A 20,404-nucleotide genomic window follows, 5' to 3' on the forward strand; every position below is an offset into this window, starting at 1 on the left:
TCGCATCAACGGTGTCAAATTGACACCTCCTCGGCGCAGGCGTCCTGGATACCGGGTCCGGGTCAGCGCCCTGTGAACCGCACCGGGAGTTCCCGGTACCCCTGCACGGCGATCGCGCGCAACCAGGTGGGCTCCTGCACCAATTCCACCCGCGAGACCCGCTCGGCCAGTGTGCGCAATACGACCGACAGTTCAATTCGGGCGAGTGCGGAACCGAGGCAGTGATGCACCCCGTGGCCGAACGTGATGTGCCGATTGGGCTTTCGCCCGGGGTGGAACGCGTCGGGGTCGTCGAACTCGGCTGGGTCCCTGTTCGCGGCGGGCAGCCACGCGACCACCGGTGCGCCCGGCGGCAGGTGACGGCCGTTGATCGTGACCTCGCTGGTCGTCACCCGGAGCACGTGCATCGCCGGCGAGGTCCAGCGCAGCACCTCCTCCACGACAGTGCCGACGTCCGCGCTCCCGTCGCGCAGGCCGGTCAGCAGGCCGGGCACCGTGGCGAGCGCGTGCACCGCGCCGGTGATCGCGTGCCGGGTGGTCTCGTTGCCGCCGATCAGTACGTTGTCGCAGTTGAGCAGGGCATCGTCGATGGTGAGGCTGTCATCGGCCATCAGCGTGCTGACGAGGTCCGCCCCGGGGCGCTCACGGCGCTCGGTGATCAACTCGTAGAAGTAGACGAGGATCTCGGTGTGGGCCTGACGCGGCGTCATCCCGTCGAACAATTCGTCCGCACCGCCGAACGCGTGGTTGGTCAGCTCGATGAGCAAGTCCTGGTCCCCGGCCGGTACGCCGAGGATGTCGCACACGACCGCGGCCGGAATGCGTGAGCCGATCGCCGGGGCCACGTCGCACACGCCGCCGTCGAGCGCCTGGTCGAGCACGCGGCGCACCTCGGTCCGCACCCGCTCCGCCAGCTCCTGCGCGGCCACTCTGGAGAGCAGCGGTCCGACCAGCCTGCGCAGCCTGCGGTGCCGCTCCCGTTCGGAGACCACCATCATCCGGCCGCCCGAGGTGTCCGGATGATCGCGGTCGAAGCCGATCATCATCCCGTACTCGGAGGTGAACGGTGCGGAGGGCGCGAGGACCGCGGCACACGCGCGGTGCGAGAACACGGACCAGAAGCCGGTGGGTGAACTGCCCGGATCGCTCCACACCATCGCGTCCTGCGCCGCGAGTGCCCGCCAGCGGGCGTGCCGGTCGAGCGTCGTGTACAGGTCGGGGTTGCCGAGATCGGTCCTGTCGGCGGTCTTTGTCCACATGGAGGATCTCCAGGTCACGTCGGTGCGCCGTCGAGCACCTTGGCGAGCTGTGCCACGGTCGGCGCGTTGAAGAAGGCCTGCACCCGCAGCCGGACGTGCAGGCTCTCGCGGATGCGGGCCACCAGCCGAGTCGCGAGCAGCGAGTGGCCGCCGACCTCGAAGAAGCTGTCCTCGACGCCGACGCTGCTGACGCCGAGCACTTCGGCGAACAACGTGGCCAGGTGGATCTCCGTGGGGGTACTCGGCGCTCGCCCCGATGTCGCGCGTCCGGCGTCCTCGGGGTCGGGCAGGGCGGCTCGGTCGACCTTGCCGTTCGGCGATGTCGGCAGACGCGGCAGGGCGACGACCACGTCGGGTACCAGGTAGGAGGGCAACCGTCCGCGCAGCTGTGCCAGGAGGTGTTCGGTCGGAACCGGCGTGCCCGCCGTGCCGACCACGTAGGCGACCAGCCTGTTCTCGTGCTCAGTCACCACCGCCTGGGCCACTGTGTCCACTTCGAACAGGGCGGCCTCGACCTCGCCCGGCTCGATCCGGTGACCACGGATTTTCAGCTGGTCGTCGGCGCGGCCGACGAAGACGAGCTGACCGTCCGAGCGCGCCCGCACCCGGTCGCCGGTGCGGTACATACGGTCGCCCGGAGTGCCGAACGGATCCGGCAGGAACCGCTGCGCGGTCTGCGCCGGCCGGTTCAGGTAGCCGCGGGCGAGACCGGGGCCGCTCATGTACAGCTCGCCCACGTCCCCGTCCGGGACGGCTCGTAGCCGGTCGTCCAGGACGTACGTGCGGACGCCGGTGATCGGCCTGCCGATCGGCGGCGTTCCGTCGCCGGTCAGTGGCTCGCTCGCGGTCACCGCGACCGTGGCCTCGGTCGGGCCGTACGCGTTGATCATCACGCGGTCGGTGGCCCAGCGTTTCGCGACCGGTGCCGGGCACGCCTCGCCCGCGACCAGGAGGGTCAGCCCTGCGGGCAGACCGCCGGCTTCCTCCAGCGGCGCCAGCGCCGACGGCGGCAAGGTGATGTGGGTGATGCTCTGGTCGCGCACCAGCCGGGCGAGCGGTTCACCCGGGACCAGGTCCGCCGCGGGAGCCAGCACCAGGCAGCCGCCGGCCAGCCAGATCGGCCAGAACTCGGCGACGGAGGCGTCGAAGCTGGGTGACGCGAACGCCAGCAACCTGCTGTCCGGCAGCAGCCGCTGGCGGCGCACGTAGTCGGCGGCCAGGTTCGGGATTCCACGATGCGTGACCAGCACGCCTTTCGGCCGTCCGGTCGAGCCCGAGGTGTAGATGACGTACGCGGGGTGGTCGGGAAGCAAGGCGCCGAGCCGGTCGTGGTCGGCCAGGTCCGGCACGGACCGGGACGGCTCCCGTTCCACGCTCAGGGCGGCGGGGGCGCCGGCCACATCCTGCCCCGGCAGGGACAGCACGCAGTGCGCTGACGCGTCGTCAAGCATCTGCCGCCTGCGTTCCTCCGGATAGTCCGGGTTGACGGGCACGTATGCGGCACCGGCCTTGTGCACGGCCAGGACCGCGATGACGAACTCGATCGACCGCGGCATCACCGTTGCGACCAGCCGTTCCGGGCCGGCCCCGTGCTCGACGAGGCGACGCGCGACGAGGTTGGCCTCCCCGTTCAGCTCGGCGTAGGTCAGTGTGGTGTCACCCATCACCACCGCCGGCCGGTCCGGCTGCGCCGCGGCGGTCGCCTCGAACAGTGCGGGCGCCGTGGACGGCGGCACGATCGCGCCGGTCATACCTGCTCCTTCGCGGCTCCGGGCGCATCGGCGCTCGTGTCGACGGGGCGTCCGGCACGGCCCGGCTGACTGTCGCGGGCTGACTCAAGGGGTGTCATGCGGTCTCCTCCCATCGCGCGGGCTCGGCGCGCAGGAACCGGATCAGCTCGCGATTCACCGCTTCCGGGTTCTCCAGGTAGCCGAAGTGCCCGCACCCGGGGATCGTGCGGTGCGTCGCGCCGGGTATCGCGGCGGCCAGCTCCCGGCCGGCTGCCGGCGGCGTCACGAGGTCGTGCTCGAACGAGACGACGTGGCAGGGCACCTTGATCGCGCGGTAGGCCTGGATGCGGTCGGGCAACGCGCTCAGCAGCAGTTGGGCCCGGATCCCCGGGCCCCCCGTACCTGACGCCTCGAGCAGGTCGAGCCAGTCGGCGGTGAGGTCGTCGTCGGTGAGCGTCGCGGGCCCCAGATTGTGCATGGCGCGGACGGCGGCGAGGTACCTCCGCGGCAGCTCCGTACCGCGTTCGATCAGCTCCGCCTCGGCCTCCGCCAGCAACCGCTGGACGAGACTGCTCCTGCCGCAGGCCGCCATCAGCACGGCCGAGTCCAGCAGTTCGGGGCGGGCAAGTGCCAGCTCCTGCGCGATGTACGAGCCCATCGAGGTGCCGACCACGCGGCACGGCGCCACTCCGAGGTGCTCGATCAGGGCGGCCACGTCCGCGACGAGGTCGTCGATGATGAACCCGTCCGCGCCGTCGTCGCTGGGCGGGATCCCGCGGTTGTCCATGGTGATCACCCGGAATCCGGCGGAGCGGAGCGCGGGCACCTGGTGCAGGTCCCACACCGAACTCGGCGCCCCGGTGCCGGTCAGCAACAGGACGGGCGAAGCATTTCCGTGGTCGTGGTAGGACAACCGAATTCCGTTCTCCGTTGTCATTAACATGCCGGTCCTCCCCCACCAGATACTGTGGCATATGTGTGACCGTACCTTCGGATATCGAGCATCTGGAAGAGCGGCCATAGACATCCACAATTTCGGACGCGCCGGAGACATGCGTCCACGGCCGTCGGCTTGACACCTCGACCGCCTATGAAAAACCCTGGCATTCATGAATTCATACGGTCTGTCCACGCGCTTGAGCATGGAAACTCTGCACGGCTCGCTCACCGATCCGGCTATCTCGTCGATGAACCTGCTCAACGAGCTGGTCGGCGAATATCCCGTGGCCATTTCCATGGCGGCGGGTCGCCCGTACGAAGAGTTCTTCGACGTCCGTCTCATCCACGAGTACATCGACGCCTACTGCGACCACCTCCACAACGATCGGAGGCTGACCGAGGCGGAGGTCACCCGCACGCTCTTCCAGTACGGCACCACGAAGGGCGTCATCACCGATCTCATCGCCCGCAACCTCGCCGTGGACGAGAACATCGACGCCGACCCCGAGTCCGTGGTCGTCACCGTGGGCGCGCAGGAGGCCATGTTCCTGGTTCTCCGCGCGCTGCGGGCGGACGAGCGGGACGTGCTGCTCGCCCCCGCCCCCACCTACGTTGGCCTGACCGGAGCCGCACTGCTGACCGACACCCCGGTCCGGCCTGTTCGGTCCACCGAGAACGGCATCGACCCCGAGGACCTCGCCCTCCAGCTGAAACGCGCCAACGAGCAGGGCAAGCGCGTCCGGGCCTGCTACGTGACGCCCGACTTCGCCAACCCGACGGGCACCAGCATGGACGTGCCCGCCCGCCACCGGCTCCTGGAGGTCGCCGAGGCGGGCGGCATCCTGCTGCTGGAGGACAACGCGTACGGGGTCTTCGGGTCCGAGCGCCTTCCTACGCTGAAGGCGCTCGACCGGTCGGGGACCGTGGTCCACATCGGCTCCTTCGCCAAAACCGGCATGCCCGGCGCCCGGGTCGGTTACGTCGTGGCGGATCAGCACGTGGCCGGGGGCGGCCTGCTCGCCGACCAGCTCTCGAAGCTCAAGGGCATGCTCACGGTGAACACCTCGCCCGTCGCGCAAGCGGTGATCGCCGGAAAGCTCCTGCTCAACGACTTCAGTCTGGTCAAGGCCAACGCCAGGGAAATCGCCATCTACCAACGCAACCTCCAGCACACGCTGGGCGAGCTCGCCCGCAGGCTCGGCGGCTGCCCCGGGGTCGGCTGGAACGCGCCGAAGGGCGGTTTCTTCGTCACCGTCACCGTGCCCTTCGTCGTCGACGACGCGTTGCTGAAACACGCCGCCGGCGACTACGGCGTCCTGTTCACACCGATGCACCACTTCTACGGCGGCAAGGACGGGTTCAATCAACTCCGGCTCTCGATCAGCCTGCTCACACCGGAGCTCATCGAGGAGGCCGTCTCCCGGCTCGCCGCACTCATCACCGCACGCCTCCCCTGATCCGGGCCCGGAGAGTCATGAGGGATCGCTCCGCAAGGACGCCTGCAGCAACAAGGCGTCATGGCGGCCGCTGCCCCCGGCGGACCTGAACGAAGCCGGCTCCCTCACGTCGAATCCGGCCTGTTCCAGTTCCCGTACGACCTGATCCGGCTCCAGGAGCCGCAGGCGACTCGTGCAGACGACGAAGGGGTCCGACGCATCATCGGCGGGGTAGACGGTGATGTCCTGGATCGCTTCCGCCGGCGACCGCCGCACGTGCAACACGTACCGTCGGCCGCTGCGACCTGACAGCTCCTGATCGCGCTCAAGCGACTGCGACCCGCCCGTATCGGCCATGCTGATCAGGAATGTCCCGCCGGGCTCGAGGTGCTCACGAACCGACGCGTACAAGCCACGCCTGTCGGCATCCTCCAGGAGGCTGATCGAGCCGTAGCTGATGACCACGGCCCCGAAGCGCCGGCCCAGCACGAAGGCGCTCATGTCTCCTTGCACCACGGTGCACCGGTCCCGACGATCTGCCGGCTCGTCCTCCAGCTGCCGCCGAAGGGCGGCGACCATCGCGGTCGACAGCTCCAGTGCGGTCACCTCGAACCCGAGCGCCAGCAAGGGGAAGGTCAGTCGGCCCGTTCCGGCAGCGAGTTCGAGGACCGGTCCGGACGCGGAGCGGATGCGGGCGCCCATCGCCTGTGCCTCCGAGACGCCGTCCGCATCCTGCATCAGATCGGACCCGGTGTCGTCGTCGTAGAAGCTGCGCAGCACACCTCGCTCACCTACGGAGGCCAGCAAAGCGTCCGCGCGAGTCGTCCGAACCGGGCCATGTTCCAGCTGATTACTCATGAGGCCAACCTCCTGGTCGACATTGGTCGGACGACAGCCCAGGTCTTTTCGCCGTATCCGCCGTGGGGCGAGCTCTCCCGCGCATGCTTCTCCAGCTGGGCGAACAAGTCCTTGTCGGGCCCGTTGAGCATCGACATCTGAGAGGCGTAGCGCCTCAGGGCCTCGAATTTCCGCGTCCGCGCCTGCGTCTCGACGGAGCTGAAATCGGGAGGACCGAGACGAAAGCCCCTCGGCAGCTCGACGGAGTCCAGCCCGAAGATCGCGTGCGGAAGGTCTTCCCACAGGCGCACCGGAATGCCGTGCTCGTGCGCCGTGAACAGCGCGGCGTCTCGTGCGATCTCGCTGTCGATATGACCGTTGGCGGCCGCGCAGGTGACGATCAGCCTCGGAGCACACGCGTCGACAGCCGACTCGATGTCGGCCTTCACCGCGGAGAACAGAGCCGCATCACCCTGTGACGGTCGCCTGCTGATGGCCACCTTCTGCCGGCCCGGCACGTTGTCGGCCAGCCATTGGCCATCGGGCGACTTGCGATAAATGGCATCAAGGAACCGGCCGTGCCGGTGGCCGACCCCCAGGTGGTCGAGCGCGGCGATGTCTTCTTTCCGGCGGTGCAGCGATGCGTCGTGATCCGGCGAGATGCCCCAGATTCCGTGCAATCGCTGCGCCGCCGGGGAGTAGGGAGGTGAGGGGGTGCCGGCGAATACCGTGAAGACGGTCACCTGTGCACTGTCCTGCACCGCTTGGGCGAGGCCGGCCCCGAAGGACAGGACCGCATCGTCCAGATGAGGGGATATCACCAGTAGTCGGGTCCGGTCGGAGCCGCGAAACATGGCAGTCAATCTATGGACGGCGTTGCCGCGTCGCAACGAGTGAGGACTGGACGGGCCGGTGTGGTTCCCGGCCGGCCGCATCGAGCAGCAGCTCCGCGGCCACCCGTGTCCCGTCGCCGCGGATCGTGCCCGCCGCGGCCGTCGCTCGCGCGCGGGTTCCTGGGGCAAGGGCTGTGCCGAGCGCGGCCGACAGGGAGTCGAATGTCGGGGCCGGACCGTCATGTGCCACCCCGATGCCCAGCTCGGCCACCCGGCCGGCGTAGTACGGCTGGTCCGCGATCTGGGGGACCACGACTTGGGGGGCGCCTGCCCGCGCGGCCACGTGCGTCGTGCCCGCGCCGCCGTGGTGGATGACGGCGGCCACCCGGCCGAACAGCACCTGCTGGTTCACCTCCCCGACGGTGCAGCAGTCCGCCCGGTCGTCGGGCGGGATCAGATCGGCCCAGCCGCGGGAGAGGATCACCCGGCGGCCATGGGCACGGACCGCTTCCACGGCCACCCGGACGGCGTCCGCCGGCGCGCGCAGGCTGCCGAAGCCCACGTACACCGGCGGTGACCCGGCAGCCAAGAACGCCTCCAGCTCTGTCGAAAGGGGCCGTTTGTCCGGCAGGATCCACGCGCCGGTCTGCACGGCGTCGAGGTCCGTCGGCTGCAGCGGGGCCAGGACCGCGTCCGCCGCCAGCCAGGGATGATCGGTGTAGCCGAACCTGAAGATGTCCTTGACGGGTGGCAGGCCGAGCGCGCCCCGCCTGTCGTTGAGCGGGCCGCCGTACCGCTGATAGGCGCTTTGGTTGTTCCGGTCCCACAGCGCCCCGATGTCGGTCACGTCCCGTGCGGGCGGCTCGCCGAGGGGCGGCGGCGGCGGGTAGTACGGCGACGGCACGTAGACCGGGCAGTGGAAGGTGTAGCTGTAGGGGATGCCCAGTTGCTCGGCCACCGACCGCACCCCGATCGCGACGGGCAGCAAACCGGTCGTCACCACCGCGTCACACCCCTCGGCGGCTGCCGGGAGTTGGTCGAACTGCGTGGCGATCGCCTCGGCCGAGAACCTGCGCATGTCCTCGGGCGTCGGCGGCGCGGTTCCGTGTCTCGGCGCGCGCGCCGACGGGCCGACCGGCACATGCTCCACACCGACCTCGGCCAGCCGCTCCGCGCAGTCCGGCGGTGCGCACACCCGCGCCTGCGCGCCGAGCTCCCGCAACCCCGCCGCCAGTGCCGCCAGCGGTTCGACATCTCCGCGGCTGCCATACGTCGTCAGCAATACGCGCATGTCGCACCCCCTGTTTCAGGCCGGCTGATGAGGCAGCCATTTCATCCCGTCGGGCGAGGTCACGAGGCCGCCGGGGAACAGCGGCAGCTCGGGCTCGGCGTCCTCGCCGAGCAGCGCCTTCATCTGGACCTGGCCTGCCTCCTGCATCGCCTGCCTGACCACCTGTGACTTGAACATCGGCACCATGTTTTCCTGGTCGCCGCCTGCCATCTGGTCCACGGCCGCGGCGAACTCGGCGCTGCGCTCGACTATCCTGTCCGCCGTCGTGAGCGCCGTCTCACCGGACGACACCCCACCGATCAGTTCCACGAACGACTCGATGTCGGTGTTGTTCTGACTGTTCGTGACCTTCTTGGCCTGCCAGAAGTACGAGTCCTCGTTCACGTTCATTTGGTAGAACGACATGAGGAACTCGTAGAACACCTGGTACTCGCGGCGGTACCGGGCCTCGAACTCGGTCAGTACCGTCTTCTCATCCAGCTCGCCCGCGAGGACGCTGTTGATCGACCGGGCCGCGAGCAGCCCGCTGTAGGTCGCCAGATGCACCCCGGAGGAGAACACCGGGTCCACGAAGCACGCGGCGTCGCCGACCAGGACCATCCCCGGCCGCCAGAAGTGCGTCTGCTGGTACGAGTAGTCCTTGCGGATCCGCAGTTCCCCGTACGTGCCGGTCGTCACCCGGGTCGCGTCCGACAGGTATTCCGAGATCATCGGGCACTCGGCGATCAAGGAGTTGAGCGCCTTCTCCCGGTCTCCCTGGACCTTCTCGGCGTCCTCCCTGCGCACGACCGCGCCGACGCTGGTCAGCGTGTCGCTCAGCGGGATGTACCAGAACCAGCCGCTTTCGAAGGCCACGCTCAGGATGTTGCCCGAGACCGGCTCGGGCAGCCGCTTACCGCCTTCGAAGTAGCCGAACAGCGCCAGGCTGCGGAAGAACTCCGAATAGTTCCGCGCGCCGCCGACGTTCCCGTACAGCCGGCTCTTGTTGCCCGACGCGTCTACCACGAAGCGCGCCGACACCGCACGCTCACTGCCGTCGGGATCGGTGTAACGCAGACCGGTGACACGATCGCCGTCTTCCATGACGTCGGTGACCGCGCACCCCTCCCGCACGACCACGCCCTTGCGTCTGGCGTTGTTCAGCAGAATCTCGTCGAATCGCGCCCGCTCGACCTGATAGGCGTACGACGTCGAGCCGGCCATCCGGGCGGAGAGGCCGAAGTGGAACGTCCACGGCTCTGGGCGAGCGCCCCAGCGGAACGTGCCGCCCCGCTTCACCGGGAACCCGGCACCGGCCAGTTCGTCCGCGACGCCGAGCATCCGGCACACGCCGTGCACCGTGGCGGGCAGCAACGACTCACCGATCTGGTACCGGGGGAAGTTCTCCTTCTCCAGCAGCAGCACCCGATGGCCCTGCATGGCCACAAATGTGGCCACGGTCGAACCACCCGGCCCGCCGCCGGCCACCACTACATCGAATTCTTCGACCGACATCTCGCCACCGTTTCCTCTGTTGCGGGTCAATTTGTTGCGACTGATTCTCAAAGCGTGCGCCGCTCGATCGCTACCAAGTGACTGGCACCTGGTCCGGACAGTCGACGAACGCGTTCCGGTACTTCACTTCGCCGATGGGCACTGCCAGCCGCAGCCCGGGGAACCGGCGCCAGAGGGCCTGATAGGAAATGCGCAGTATCGCCCTGGCCAGCGCCGCGCCCAGGCAGTAGTGGATGCCGTGCCCGAATCCGACGTCCGAGACCGGTTCGCGGTTCGCGTCGAGGATGTGGGGATTCGGCGTCAGCGCATCGTCCCGGTTGGCCATGAGAACCGAGCACAGCACATAATCCCCCGCCTTGATCAACTGTCCGTCGATGACCACGTCCTTGATGGCCAGACGGGGATTCGGCCCCTGCACGGGCGACAGATAACGCACCAGTTCGGCGACTACGCGGTCGGCCTTCTCGCGGCCCGCGAAAAGCAACGGTATCTGGTCGGGATTGTCCAGCAGCGCGACAACCCCGAAGCCGATCATCCCCGCGACGGTCTCGACACCACCGAGGATCAGCGCCATGCACAGGCCCTTCAACTCCTCGTCCGTGATGTTGTCCCCGTGCCCTTGCACGACCATGCCGAGGAGCCCCTCGCCGGGGTCCTTGCGCTGCCGGGTGATCAGGTTGTCCAGGTACCGGTTGAACGCAGCGCTGTCGGCGGCCCTCGCCTTGAGCCCGCGGCTCAGATCGACGTTCCGCCGGAGCCGCCGGACGAACTCGCGTCGGTCGTCCCGGGGGATGCCGAGCAGCTCACACAGGACACCCGCGCCGATCGGATCGGCGAAATCCCGCTGGACGTCCGCGGGTGGTCCCGCGGCCTCCATCATCTCGAGCCGGTCGTCGATGAGGCCTTGGATGTTGGGCTCCATCTTGCGTATACGCCGGACCGTGAACTCCGGTGTCAGCATCTTCCGCAGGCGTGTGTGCTCGGGCGGGTCGTACGTCGATATCTGCCCGACGAACTGGGGCTCAATGCGTTCCGCTGAATTCCCCTGGGTGAACCGGGGCCGGGTCGTGAAATTCTCGTGGTCGCCCAGTATCCGGCGCACGACGTCGTACCCGAAGGCCTGCCACACATAGTCCCTGCCCAGCTGCTCGGACGCCTCCCCGGCAATCCGGAACAGCGGGCCATGCGCTCTGAGATCGAAGTTGTCCGTATGCGGATCGCAGTTCGTTCTCATCTTGAAGTTCGGCGGCTCGCTCAGGAGTGGCGCGACCTGATCCGTACCCTGTCCCATACGAGTGGTATCTCCTTCGCTGGCCGACTAGTCGGCGTACCCGTACTGCTTGGCGTAATGGGCGTATGCAGAGTCGCCATGCAGCAGATCCTGATAGGCGGACTCGATCTCCTCGCCCAAGAAGGACAGTGAACGGTCGCCGTACCGGCCCTCGCCCACGAATTTCGGCCCGTCACCGCCGGCCTCTTGGCCGGTGGGTGACGTCCCGCCCCCCACCCGCGCGCTCTCCTGCTCCAGTTCACGCATCCGTTCCAGAGTGCTGGCCTCCACCGCGCGGAGAATGTTGTCGATCTCGACGGGCTCCCCGAGGGCGAGGAATTCCATGATCTCGGCGAACCGTGCCACCGGATCGGCCCGCAGATCCTCGTAACGCACCGTCAGCAGATCCGCGTCGGGGAAGCGGTCACTCGACGACTCGGTCCAGCTCCGCACGTTCTCCGGCCACGACCCGATACCGACCCCCGGCGAGAGTGCCGCCATCTGATGGCCTTCCGTGGCGATGAACTCGCGGACGAAGGCGCGGCTTCTCTCCAGCTCGTCGTGCGGTATCGCGGCCATGCGCAGCGAGCTGAGCAGGATGTCCCTCGGGTTGCGCACGAGATAGAGAACCTTGCCGGTCGACCTCCGCAGCACGTCCAGCACCGGTACATCGGCCCTGAGGTGCGTCTTCAGCAGCACCGGTTCCGTCGGCTCCATCGGCGGCAGATCGCCGTAACGCAGCATTCCCTCCAGCACGGGGGTCGTGGCGTACACGTCGTTCCAGACCTTCGGTGCCTCTCCCGTGATGTAGGCGGCCAGCATGCACCTGAGCCAGGTGTTTCCGGCCTTGGGATACGACGCGATCCATCGGATTCCGTTCATACCTACTCCTCTGTGGTCGTTTGCGTCACCGGTCACAGCAGTCATCCCAGACGATCACCAAGCGACCATCAGCTCCGTCAGTCCGTACGCGGGGGTGGTCAGGCGGAACATGTCCTCATGGGCGGGGTCCGCGAGCCTCAGCCCGGGAAAGCGCCGCCACAGGGCGGTGTAGACCGTCCGCAGTTCGAGGCGGGCCAGAGCGGCTCCCAGGCAGTGATGGACGCCGTGCCCGAACGCGACATGCGGGACGGGCTCACGCATGACGTCAAGACGTTCCGGATCCGGCGTCAGGGCGGGGTCACGGTTGGCCGCCGGAAGCGCGCAGATGACGCTCTCCCCCCTCTTGACCACCTGGTCCCCGATGGTGACGTCCTCCATGGCGATGCGGGGTGTCGGGGAATAGGTGACCGTCAGGTAGCGGATCAGCTCGTCGACCGCCCGTTGCGCCGACCGCTCGTCGCCCCGGAACGCGGCGATCTGCTCGGGGTGCCGCAGCAGCGCCAGCACACCCAGCCCGATCATTCCGGAGATGTTGTCGTCGCCGGCCAGCATCACCTGGACGCAGAAGCCCCTCAGTTCCTCGTCCGTCGCCGCGTCGCCGTGTTCGGCGACGACGGCTCCGATCAGCCCCTCGCCCGGATCCTTCCGTTCCCTGGCGATCATCGCCAACAGGTAGCGGGAGAACGCCTCGCCGGCCGCCGCCCGCCTCTTCCGGCTCCGTGAGGCGTCAAGATGCCCGTGACACAGCTGCATGAACATGACCCGGTCGTCCCGGGGCACGCCGATCAACTCGCACAGCACGGCCCCGGGCACCTCGTCGGCGACGAACCCGATCAGATCCGCGGGGGATCCCGCCTGCTCCATGGCGTCGAGACGCTCGGTCACGATCTGTTCGATGGAGGGCTGCAGACGCCGCATCTTGCGCAGCGTGAAGCCCGGAGTCAGCTTCTGCCGCATCCGGGTGTGCTCCGGCGGGTCGTAGTCCATCAGGTTGCCCACCAGCTCACGCGGCCGGAAGATGCCCTCCCCGCCGATCTCGTCCCGCCGGTCCCAGCGCCGCCGTGTGCTGAACTTCTTGTGATCGCCCATCACCTGCCGGACGACGGCGTGCGTGGTCGCCATCCAGCGGGTCTCGGCGTCCGCTCCGGATCCGACGGTGACTCTCGTCAGCGGTCCCGCCGCGAGCAGTTCGTCCGCCGGATCGAGGCCCTGCCTGCGCACGTGGAGGGGGCGCGGGTCGTGACCACTCGACGCATCAGCGGGAAGCTCCTCCCCTGCCATCGGTTCTCCTCCTAGCCTCGGCGCTACCAGTTGAGCCGCAGGGCTTCCACGTTGAGCGGCGGCCGCCCCAACTTGATCTCGCGATCCGGTTCGGCCAGCCGCAGGGTCGGAAAGCGGTGGGCCAGAGCCGGAATCGCCACCCGGAACACCATCTCGGCCAGCGACCGGCCGAGGCAGTGGTGGATGCCGTGCCCGAACGCGACGTGCGCGGGCTTTTCCCTGGTGATGTCGAACCGGTCGTCCGGGCCGGGGAAGTTCCAGCGGTTCGCGGCCAGGAACGAGGGGGTGACGGTGTCGCCCGCCTTGATGGGGCACCCACTGATGTGCACGTCCTCCAGCGCGACGCGCGGAGTGGTCTTCTCGTCGCTGGTGATGTACCGGACCACCTCGTCCAGCCAATCCGGCGCGGTGTCCGGCCTGTCCCGCAGAACGGCGAACTGCTCGGGCTCCTCGACCATCAGCCATGCCGCCGCCGCGAGGAAGCGGGCCACCTGGTCCCCGCCCGCACCCATGACGAACGCGGCCACTCCGATCAGCTCCGCGTCGGTGATCTCGTCGCCGTGCTCGCGCACCACGACGCCGAACAGGTCGTCACCGGGATCGCGGCGGGTACGCGTCACGACCTGGTTCATGTACGCCCAGAACTTGTTTCCCGCCGCCAGGCGCCGCTTGCCCGACCGTTCGGCCCGGCTGGCGTGCAGGGCACGGGACAGCTCGGCCTGATCATCGCGTGGGATGCCGACGAAGTCACAGGTCACCGTCGTCGCGATGGGCCAGGCGAAATGCGGGACGAAGTCCACCGGGCCACCGGTGGACTCGATGTCGTCAAGGGTGGCCTCGACGGTCTTCTCCACCTGCGGCCGGAATCCCTGTATCCGCCGGATGGCGAACGGGCCCGTCACCATCCGGCGCAGACGCGTGTGCTCCGGTGGATCGTACTGAGTGAGGAAGCCGGGGAATATGAAACCGGCCGCGGTGCCACGGTAGAGCAGCTTGGAGCTGAATTTGTCCGAGCCGAGAACGTGCCGGATCTCGTCGTACCCGGCGGCGAGCCACGCGGTCCGCCCTTCGGGGGCGTCCTCGACGCCCAGCACGGTCATGGGGCCCTCGGCCATCAGGGCACGTAGCTCCGGCACCGGATCGAACCGGTCCCGTCGGTGTATGTCCAAGCCCAGGTCAACGTTGATCTCCTCGAACGAGCCCCGGACAACGTTGTTCTCCTCGAGCACTGCGCAGGTCCTTTCGCCACGTCCAGCCCTCGGATACCGAATGACCGAATGGTTGTCGCGAGCCGGCCGGACGGGCGTCGGGCCCGTCCAACCGTCCGCATTGAGCGGCTGGACACCTTGGTCTCAGGCGCCGGCTTCCTGGATGAGGCTCTTCGGCCGGAGGTCCTGCCAGTTCTCCTCGACGTAGTCGAGGCACTCCTGACGGGTGGCCTCACCGTGCACACGGGACCATCCGGCAGGCACTTCCGCGAAGGTCGGCCAGAGGGAGTGCTGGCCCTCATCGTTGACCAGCACGAAAAAGGAACCGTTGTCGTCGTCGAACGGGTTGGTCATAGTTGCGTCCTTTCGCTCTTCGGCCGGGAATGGAGCTTCTCGGCGACGATGGCTCCAATCTGGGCCAGCGCCGCGGGTTGCACCAAGTCGTAGTGGTTGGACGGGATTTCGTGGGGCTCGACGGTTCCGCTGGTGAAGTCCTTCCAGCTGGCTATCGCCTCCGGCACGGGCAGATGTGCCGGCCGGTCCAGCGAGGCGATGAAGAGCAGGATGTCGCCGGCGAAGGGCGAGGCGGTGTGCCGCGGCCCGACCTCCCAGAGGTTGCGCATCACCGCCTGGATGCGCTTCCTGGTGCCGGGCCCCTGCACCAGTCCACCGGCGAGCTCCAAGTCCTGCTGCTTGCGCTTTTGCACGGCCTCCTCGTCGCGCACGGCTTCTTCACTCACCGTGCCGGTGGCGTTCCGTCCCATGTAGACGGGATAGGCGTCGAGCAGGGCGAGCAGGCCGACCTCCTCCCCTTCCGCCTCGAGCGACGCGGCAATCGCCTGCGCGATCCGCCCGCCGAGGGACCAGCCGAGAAGGTGGTACGGCCCTGTCGGCTGCACGGCCCGGATGTGCGCGAGGTAATCGGCCGCCATCTCCTCGACGCTGCCCGGCAAGGGTTCGGTGCGGGCCAAGCCGCGCGCCTGCACTCCGTAGACCGGCTGGTTCGCCGGAAGATGCCGCAGCAGCGGCTGGTAGTTCCAGCTCAGGCCGCCGCTCGCGTGGAAGCAGAACAGTGGCGGGCGATCACCGCCGGCTCGCAGCGGCAGCAGGATCTCGTAGTCGCCCGTCTTCAACGACGGGGCCGAGCGCCGCCGCTCGCCCACGACGACCAGGGTTTTGGCGGAGGTCTTCCGGGCGAGCAGGCCCGTGCGCAGCATCTGATGTCCCGGAGTTCCGAACGGGCAGCGCACGGTCGGCCGACCGGCCTTGCCCTCGTCCACTGCCGCCCCGGTGACGTAGAGATCGCCCACGGCCCCCGGTGTGACCGGGCGCAGCCGGTCGTCGAGGAGGAGTGCGCCGAGCGGACCGTCCTCGGCCAGGCCGGCGAGCGCCGGGGGCACCGCCCCGTGCCACCGCGCCGGTGCGATGACCGGACGGCTGCGTTCGACGTCGTCCAGGAAGATGTCCAGGTCGCTGATCCGCCGCCGCGGATCCTCCGCCACCTGTTCCAGGACGCGGACCAGCCGCCGGGCCACCGACTCGGCCGTGTCCTGGTCGAACAGGTCGGTGGCGTAGCGGAGGGTGCCTTCGAGGCCGTCCTCGTCGTCGAGGTTGTCGGTGAGCCTGAACGCGAGGTCCAGCTCCATGGCTTCGGCCCCGCCGGGTTCGACTTCGGTGCGCAGGCCCGGCAGTTCCCTCGCGTCCCAGGTGCCGAGCCCCTCCTCCAGCACCTCGAGTCCGACCTGGAACACGGGGTGGCGGGAGAGGGAGGCGGGCAGGTCGAGCAGCTCGGCGAGCCGCTCGAAAGGTACGTCCATGTGCTCCTGCGCGACCTGGACCGCTTCCTGCACGCGGGTGACCACGTCCAGGAAGTCCGGGTCGCCCGAGACTTCCGTGCGCAGGGCGACCGGCCGGGCGAACGGTCCGATCATCGGCTCGAGGTCGATGAGGTCCTCGTCCCGGGGCAGCGCCGTGCCGATCACCAGGTCGTGGCCCGCCCCCAGTTTCGTCAGCAGCATGGCGAGCGCGGCGTGCACCACCTGGAACGCGTCCGCGCCGGCCGGCTCCGCCGCCTCCATCAACCGGGCGTACGGGCCCGCGTCCAGCCGCAGCTCGACCGTGCCTGCCCGACGCGAAGGGACGGCCGGCCGCAGGCGGTCGAACGGCAGCACCGTCTCCCCGTCGATGCCGGCCAGGTTGTCCCGCCAGAAGGCGATCTGCTCGTGGGGCAGGCTGCCCGGCTCGTTCTCGTCCGCGAGCAGCCGCTGCTCCCAGATCGCGTAGTCGGCGAACTGCACAGCCAGGGGCGCGCGCTCCGGGACTCGGCCCTCGCGCCGCGCGCCGTACGCGGCCGCCAGGTCGCGGAAGAACACGTCCAGCGAGTCGTCGTCGGCGAGGATCCGGTGCACCTGCAGGAGCAGTACGTGCTCCTTCTCCGCGAGTCCGAAGAGCTCACATCGCCACGGCACGTCCTTGGTGAGATCGAACACCGACTCGCGCCGCTCGGCGAGCAGCCCGGGCAGGTCCTCCTCGGTGGCCGGGACGGGGGTCAGCTCGACCGCGAGGGCGTCTTGGATGTGCTGGTGGACGCTGTGTGCGTCGCCGGGGAAGGTCGTGCGCAGAATGTCGTGCCGGGCTGCGACGTCGCCGACCGCCGCCGCCAGCGCGGGCACGTCCAGCCGGCCGCGCAGGCGCAGTGCGACGGACGCGTGCAGGCCGGCCGTGTCCTTGCCGGGGTCGGCCAGCAGCCGGGCGCGCAGCTGCCGGGTGGTGACCGGCACCCGGTCCGGCCGCTGGGCGGCTTCCAGTGCGGGGCGTGACTTCGCGGCAAGCACCCTCGCCAGACCCGCGGGGGTCGGCGAGGAGAACAGCTGCCGGATGGGCAGGTCCGCGCCGAGTTCCTCACGGATCCGCGCGATGAGCCGCATGGCCAGCGCCGAACTCCCGCCGAGGTCGTGGAAGGTGTCGTCGCCACCCACGTGGTCGACGCCGAGGATCTCGGAGAACAGCGCGCACAGCATTTTCTCGGTCTCGCTCTCCGGCGCCTTCTCCGACGCGTGTCCGGCGAGATCCGGGGCGGGCAGGGCCCGGCGGTCCACCTTGCCGTGGGCGGTGACCGGCAGGCCGGGCAGGGCGACAATCGCCGTCGGAACCATGTACGCGGGCAGGACCAGGGCCATGTTCCGCCGGATCTGTGCTGCCCCCGCATCGCTGCCGTCGGAGACGAAGTAGCCCACCAGGCGCTTCTCGCCCGGCTGGTCCTCCCGCGCCACGACGACTGCCTCGACCACCCCGGGCTGGGCCGCCAGCACGGCCTCCACCTCGCCCAGCTCCACCCGGTAGCCGCGGATCTTCACCTGGTCGTCGGCGCGGCCGAGGAAGACGACCTCGCCGTGCTGGTTCCAGCGCGCCAGGTCGCCGGTGCGGTACATCGGTTCCCCGGCGAGGAACGGGCACGCCACGAACCGCTCGGCAGTCAGGCCGGGGCTGGTGAGGTACCCGCGGGCCAGCCCCGTACCGGCGATGTACAACTCGCCGGCGACTCCCGGCGCGACCGGGCGCAGGAAGGCATCGAGGATGTAGACCTTGCGGTTGGTCATGGGGCGGCCGATCGGCAGCTCCCGCCCGAGCTCCTCCCCTGGCTCGATCGGCTTCCACGTCGCGCACAGGGTGGTCTCGGTCGGTCCGTAGGTGTTGCGCACCCGCAGGCCGGGCTGGGCCCGTCGCAGGTTCTGCACCGACTGTGCGGGGACCACGTCGCCGCCGGTCCCGATCTCGACCAGACCCGCGAAACACTCCGGGGACGTCTCCGCCAGGGCGCGGAAGGTACCGGCGGTGAGGTGGACGGCGGTCGCGCCGCGTTCGACGGCCCGGCGTACCCCGGCCGCGTCCAGCACACCCGGCTCGGTGAGCAGGACGCGGCCGCCCATGGCGAGCGGCACCCACATCGCGTAGAGCGAGGGGTCGAAGACGTGTGTCGCGTGCATCAGCACGCCGTCGCCCGGACCGATCTGCCAGCCCTCGTCACCGGCCAGGCCGGCCACGCCTCCGTGGGGGATGCCCACGCCCTTCGGGAGGCCGGTGGATCCGGAGGTGTACATCACGTACGCCAGGTCGTCGGCGCTCGGCAGGCTCTCCGGCGCCGTGGCGGCACAGCCGTCGACGGCCGCCCGCGTACTGGGGGCGTCGAGGACGATCGCGTCCTGCGGCGCGACGGCGCTGGTGGCCTCGGTGCACAGGACGGTGGAGACCGCGGAGTCTTCGAGAATGAACGCGATCCGCTCGGCCGGGTACTCGATGTCCACCGGGACGTACGCCGCACCTGTCTTCCAGATCGCCAGGAACGCGATCAGCAGGTCCGGCGACCTGTCCATGGCCACACCGACCCGGTCGCCGCGGCCTGTGCCACGACCGGCGAGGTAGCCGGCCAGCCGGTTCGAGGCCCGGTCGACCTCGGCGTAGGTCTGATCCGCGCCGTCGGCGTCGGTGATCGCCACCGCGTCCGGCGCCTCGGCCACCCGCCGCGCGAACATCGCGACCACGGATGTGCCGGGCACGGGGCCCGTGGTCGCGTTCCATTCGTCCACCACCAGGGCGCGCTCGGTCTCGCTCAGCAGCGTCAGGCGGCCGACCAGCACATCGGGCTCGGCGACCAGCCGCTCCAGCACGCGGGCCAGCGCGCCCACGACGGATTCGGCGATCGCGCGGTCGAACAGACCCCGGTCGTAGTCGAGGATGAGCGGCATCTGCTCGCCGGGTCCGGTGATCAGGGTGAACGGGTAGTGCGAGGAGTTGCGCCCCCGCTTCACCGGGTGCAGGACCAGGCCGTCGTCGTCCTGCGCCCGGCCGGGTCGCCTGCGAGGGAAGTTCTCGTAGATGACGAGTGTGTCGAAGACCGCTCCGGGGCCGGCGACGGCCTGCACGTCCTGCAGGCCGAGATGGTGGTGGGCCATGAGAGCCGACTGGTCGCGCTGCAGCTCGGCGAAGAGCTCGACGGCCCGCCGCCCGCCGTCGAGCCGGACCCGCACCGGCAGGGTGTTGAGCAGCTGGCCGACCATCGACTCCACTCCGGCGAGGTCGCCGGGCCGTCCCGAAGCGGTCGCGCCGAACACCACGTCGGTACGGCCGGCCAGTTGCGAGAGCACGACGGCCCACGCGCCCTGCACGACGCTGTTCAGGGTGAGGTCGTGACGGCGCGCCAGTGCGGCCAGGTCTGCCGTCAGTCGCGTGGACAGCTCGAGCAGCACCGTGTCGATGTCCGGCACGCGGGTCGGATCGGCCGGGGCGACCGTGGTGGGCGTGTCCAGCCCCGCGAACTCCGCTCGCCAGGCTGCCCTGGCCGCCTCCTTGTCCTGCCGGCCCAGCCACGCGAGATAGTCCCGGTAGGACCCGGTGGGCGGGAGCCCGGACGCGTCCCCGTCCGCCGCGTAGACGGCTGCCAGTTCGCGGTGGATGACCGGCATCGACCAGCCGTCCACCAGCACGTGGTGAAGGGTGTGCACAAGCCGGTGGCGCTGCGGGCCGAGCCGGATCAGGTGCAGTTTCATCAGCGGTGCCGTCTCGATGTGCAGCCGCTCGGCCACCTCGTCCGCGGCCAGCCGGTCCACCTCGCTGTCGGCGACGTCTTCCGGCAGCCCCGACAGATCCGTCTCGCGCCAGGGGATCTCGGCGTCCCGCGCGATGACCTGCACCATCTGCGCGCCGCTGACGTAGCGGAAACACGCCCGCAGCGCGGCATGCCGGTCCACGACGGCCTGCCATGACGCCCTCAACCGGGCAGCGTCCAGCGGGCCGTCGATGCCGTAGACGGTCTGCACGGTGTAGGTGTCGGGACCGTCGTGGTCGAGTGCGGTGTGATACAGCATCCCTTCCTGCAACGGCGAAAGGGGCCAGACGTCCTCCACGCTGGAGCGGGGCTTCGGGCGGGTGCCGTCAACTGTCACGG

14 protein-coding genes are annotated in these 20,404 nt (G+C 69.3%); 1 reads left to right on the top strand and 13 read right to left on the bottom strand.

All coding sequences use genetic code 11. From position 1 onward, the window contains the following. Positions 1–62: 62 nt before the first annotated feature. The 3 genes from OHA11_RS00255 to OHA11_RS00265 form a co-directional block, all read right to left on the bottom strand. Positions 63–1,259 carry a cytochrome P450 gene (locus OHA11_RS00255; protein WP_266490743.1) on the bottom strand — a complete coding sequence of 399 codons (1,197 nt, stop codon included), beginning with the start codon at positions 1,257–1,259 and terminating at the stop codon, positions 63–65. A 14-nt stretch (positions 1,260–1,273) separates the two neighbouring features. Then, entirely contained in the window at positions 1,274–3,010 is a 1,737-nt protein-coding gene (locus tag OHA11_RS00260; protein ID WP_266490745.1) for an amino acid adenylation domain-containing protein, read from the bottom strand. Between the two features lie 94 nt (positions 3,011–3,104). Next, positions 3,105–3,932 carry an alpha/beta fold hydrolase gene (locus OHA11_RS00265; protein WP_266490747.1) on the bottom strand — a complete coding sequence of 276 codons (828 nt, stop codon included), beginning with the start codon at positions 3,930–3,932 and terminating at the stop codon, positions 3,105–3,107. Between the two features lie 199 nt (positions 3,933–4,131). On the opposite strand from OHA11_RS00265, the gene OHA11_RS00270 reads away from it, so the two are divergent. Continuing rightward, entirely contained in the window at positions 4,132–5,385 is a 1,254-nt protein-coding gene (locus OHA11_RS00270) for a PLP-dependent aminotransferase family protein (protein ID WP_266490749.1), read from the top strand. 15 nt (positions 5,386–5,400) lie between these two features. Here the strand turns inward: OHA11_RS00270 and mpaM are convergent, their stop codons facing one another. The 10 genes from mpaM to OHA11_RS00320 all read right to left on the bottom strand — a co-directional run bounded on the left by mpaM (position 5,401) and on the right by OHA11_RS00320 (position 20,402). Then, entirely contained in the window at positions 5,401–6,222 is an 822-nt protein-coding gene (gene mpaM / locus OHA11_RS00275) for a daptide-type RiPP biosynthesis methyltransferase (protein ID WP_266490753.1), read from the bottom strand. Then, entirely contained in the window at positions 6,219–7,055 is an 837-nt protein-coding gene (locus tag OHA11_RS00280; RefSeq protein WP_266490755.1) for a PIG-L deacetylase family protein, read from the bottom strand. Before OHA11_RS00280 ends, mpaM begins: the two co-directional genes overlap by 4 nt. Positions 7,056–7,065: 10 nt before the next feature. After that, entirely contained in the window at positions 7,066–8,325 is a 1,260-nt protein-coding gene (locus OHA11_RS00285; protein WP_266490758.1) for a glycosyltransferase, read from the bottom strand. 15 nt (positions 8,326–8,340) lie between these two features. Further along, positions 8,341–9,819, bottom strand: coding sequence for a tryptophan 7-halogenase (locus tag OHA11_RS00290; RefSeq protein WP_266490762.1), 1,479 nt, complete (start codon positions 9,817–9,819; stop codon positions 8,341–8,343). A gap of 70 nt (positions 9,820–9,889) precedes the next feature. Beyond that, on the bottom strand, positions 9,890–11,110 hold the full coding sequence (locus OHA11_RS00295; RefSeq protein WP_266490765.1) for a cytochrome P450: 1,221 nt from the start codon (positions 11,108–11,110) through the stop codon (positions 9,890–9,892). Positions 11,111–11,137: 27 nt separating this feature from the next. Further along, positions 11,138–11,971, bottom strand: coding sequence for a sulfotransferase domain-containing protein (locus OHA11_RS00300; protein ID WP_266490768.1), 834 nt, complete (start codon positions 11,969–11,971; stop codon positions 11,138–11,140). Positions 11,972–12,025: 54 nt separating this feature from the next. Further along, positions 12,026–13,252 (bottom strand): cytochrome P450, encoded by a 1,227-nt coding sequence (locus OHA11_RS00305; protein ID WP_266490770.1) that lies wholly within the window; start codon positions 13,250–13,252, stop codon positions 12,026–12,028. A gap of 23 nt (positions 13,253–13,275) precedes the next feature. Continuing rightward, positions 13,276–14,481 (bottom strand): cytochrome P450, encoded by a 1,206-nt coding sequence (locus OHA11_RS00310; RefSeq protein ID WP_266490774.1) that lies wholly within the window; start codon positions 14,479–14,481, stop codon positions 13,276–13,278. Between the two features lie 123 nt (positions 14,482–14,604). Next, positions 14,605–14,814, bottom strand: coding sequence for an MbtH family protein (locus OHA11_RS00315; protein WP_266490775.1), 210 nt, complete (start codon positions 14,812–14,814; stop codon positions 14,605–14,607). After that, positions 14,811–20,402: a non-ribosomal peptide synthetase gene (locus OHA11_RS00320; protein ID WP_266490776.1), complete on the bottom strand. Its 5,592-nt coding sequence runs from the start codon at positions 20,400–20,402 to the stop codon at positions 14,811–14,813. The genes OHA11_RS00315 and OHA11_RS00320 overlap by 4 nt, the downstream gene beginning before the upstream one ends. Between the last annotated feature and the right edge of the window lie 2 nt (positions 20,403–20,404).

Origin of the sequence: Streptomyces sp. NBC_00878 (assembly GCF_026341515.1) — a bacterium.
Taxonomy (GTDB): Bacteria; Actinomycetota; Actinomycetes; order Streptomycetales; family Streptomycetaceae; genus Streptomyces.

Excerpts from the sequence above, each read along its gene's own strand:
- OHA11_RS00270 (WP_266490749.1), top strand. The coding sequence starts at position 4,132 with ATGGAAACTCTGCACGGCTCGCTCACCGATCCGGCTATCTCGTCGATG.
- mpaM (WP_266490753.1), bottom strand. The coding sequence starts at position 6,222 with ATGAGTAATCAGCTGGAACATGGCCCGGTTCGGACGACTCGCGCGGAC.
- OHA11_RS00260 (WP_266490745.1), bottom strand. The coding sequence starts at position 3,010 with ATGACCGGCGCGATCGTGCCGCCGTCCACGGCGCCCGCACTGTTCGAG.
- OHA11_RS00265 (WP_266490747.1), bottom strand. The coding sequence starts at position 3,932 with ATGTTAATGACAACGGAGAACGGAATTCGGTTGTCCTACCACGACCAC.
- OHA11_RS00285 (WP_266490758.1), bottom strand. The coding sequence starts at position 8,325 with ATGCGCGTATTGCTGACGACGTATGGCAGCCGCGGAGATGTCGAACCG.
- OHA11_RS00280 (WP_266490755.1), bottom strand. The coding sequence starts at position 7,055 with ATGTTTCGCGGCTCCGACCGGACCCGACTACTGGTGATATCCCCTCAT.
- OHA11_RS00315 (WP_266490775.1), bottom strand. The coding sequence starts at position 14,814 with ATGACCAACCCGTTCGACGACGACAACGGTTCCTTTTTCGTGCTGGTC.
- OHA11_RS00300 (WP_266490768.1), bottom strand. The coding sequence starts at position 11,971 with ATGAACGGAATCCGATGGATCGCGTCGTATCCCAAGGCCGGAAACACC.
- OHA11_RS00290 (WP_266490762.1), bottom strand. The coding sequence starts at position 9,819 with ATGTCGGTCGAAGAATTCGATGTAGTGGTGGCCGGCGGCGGGCCGGGT.
- OHA11_RS00295 (WP_266490765.1), bottom strand. The coding sequence starts at position 11,110 with ATGGGACAGGGTACGGATCAGGTCGCGCCACTCCTGAGCGAGCCGCCG.
- OHA11_RS00305 (WP_266490770.1), bottom strand. The coding sequence starts at position 13,252 with ATGGCAGGGGAGGAGCTTCCCGCTGATGCGTCGAGTGGTCACGACCCG.
- OHA11_RS00255 (WP_266490743.1), bottom strand. The coding sequence starts at position 1,259 with ATGTGGACAAAGACCGCCGACAGGACCGATCTCGGCAACCCCGACCTG.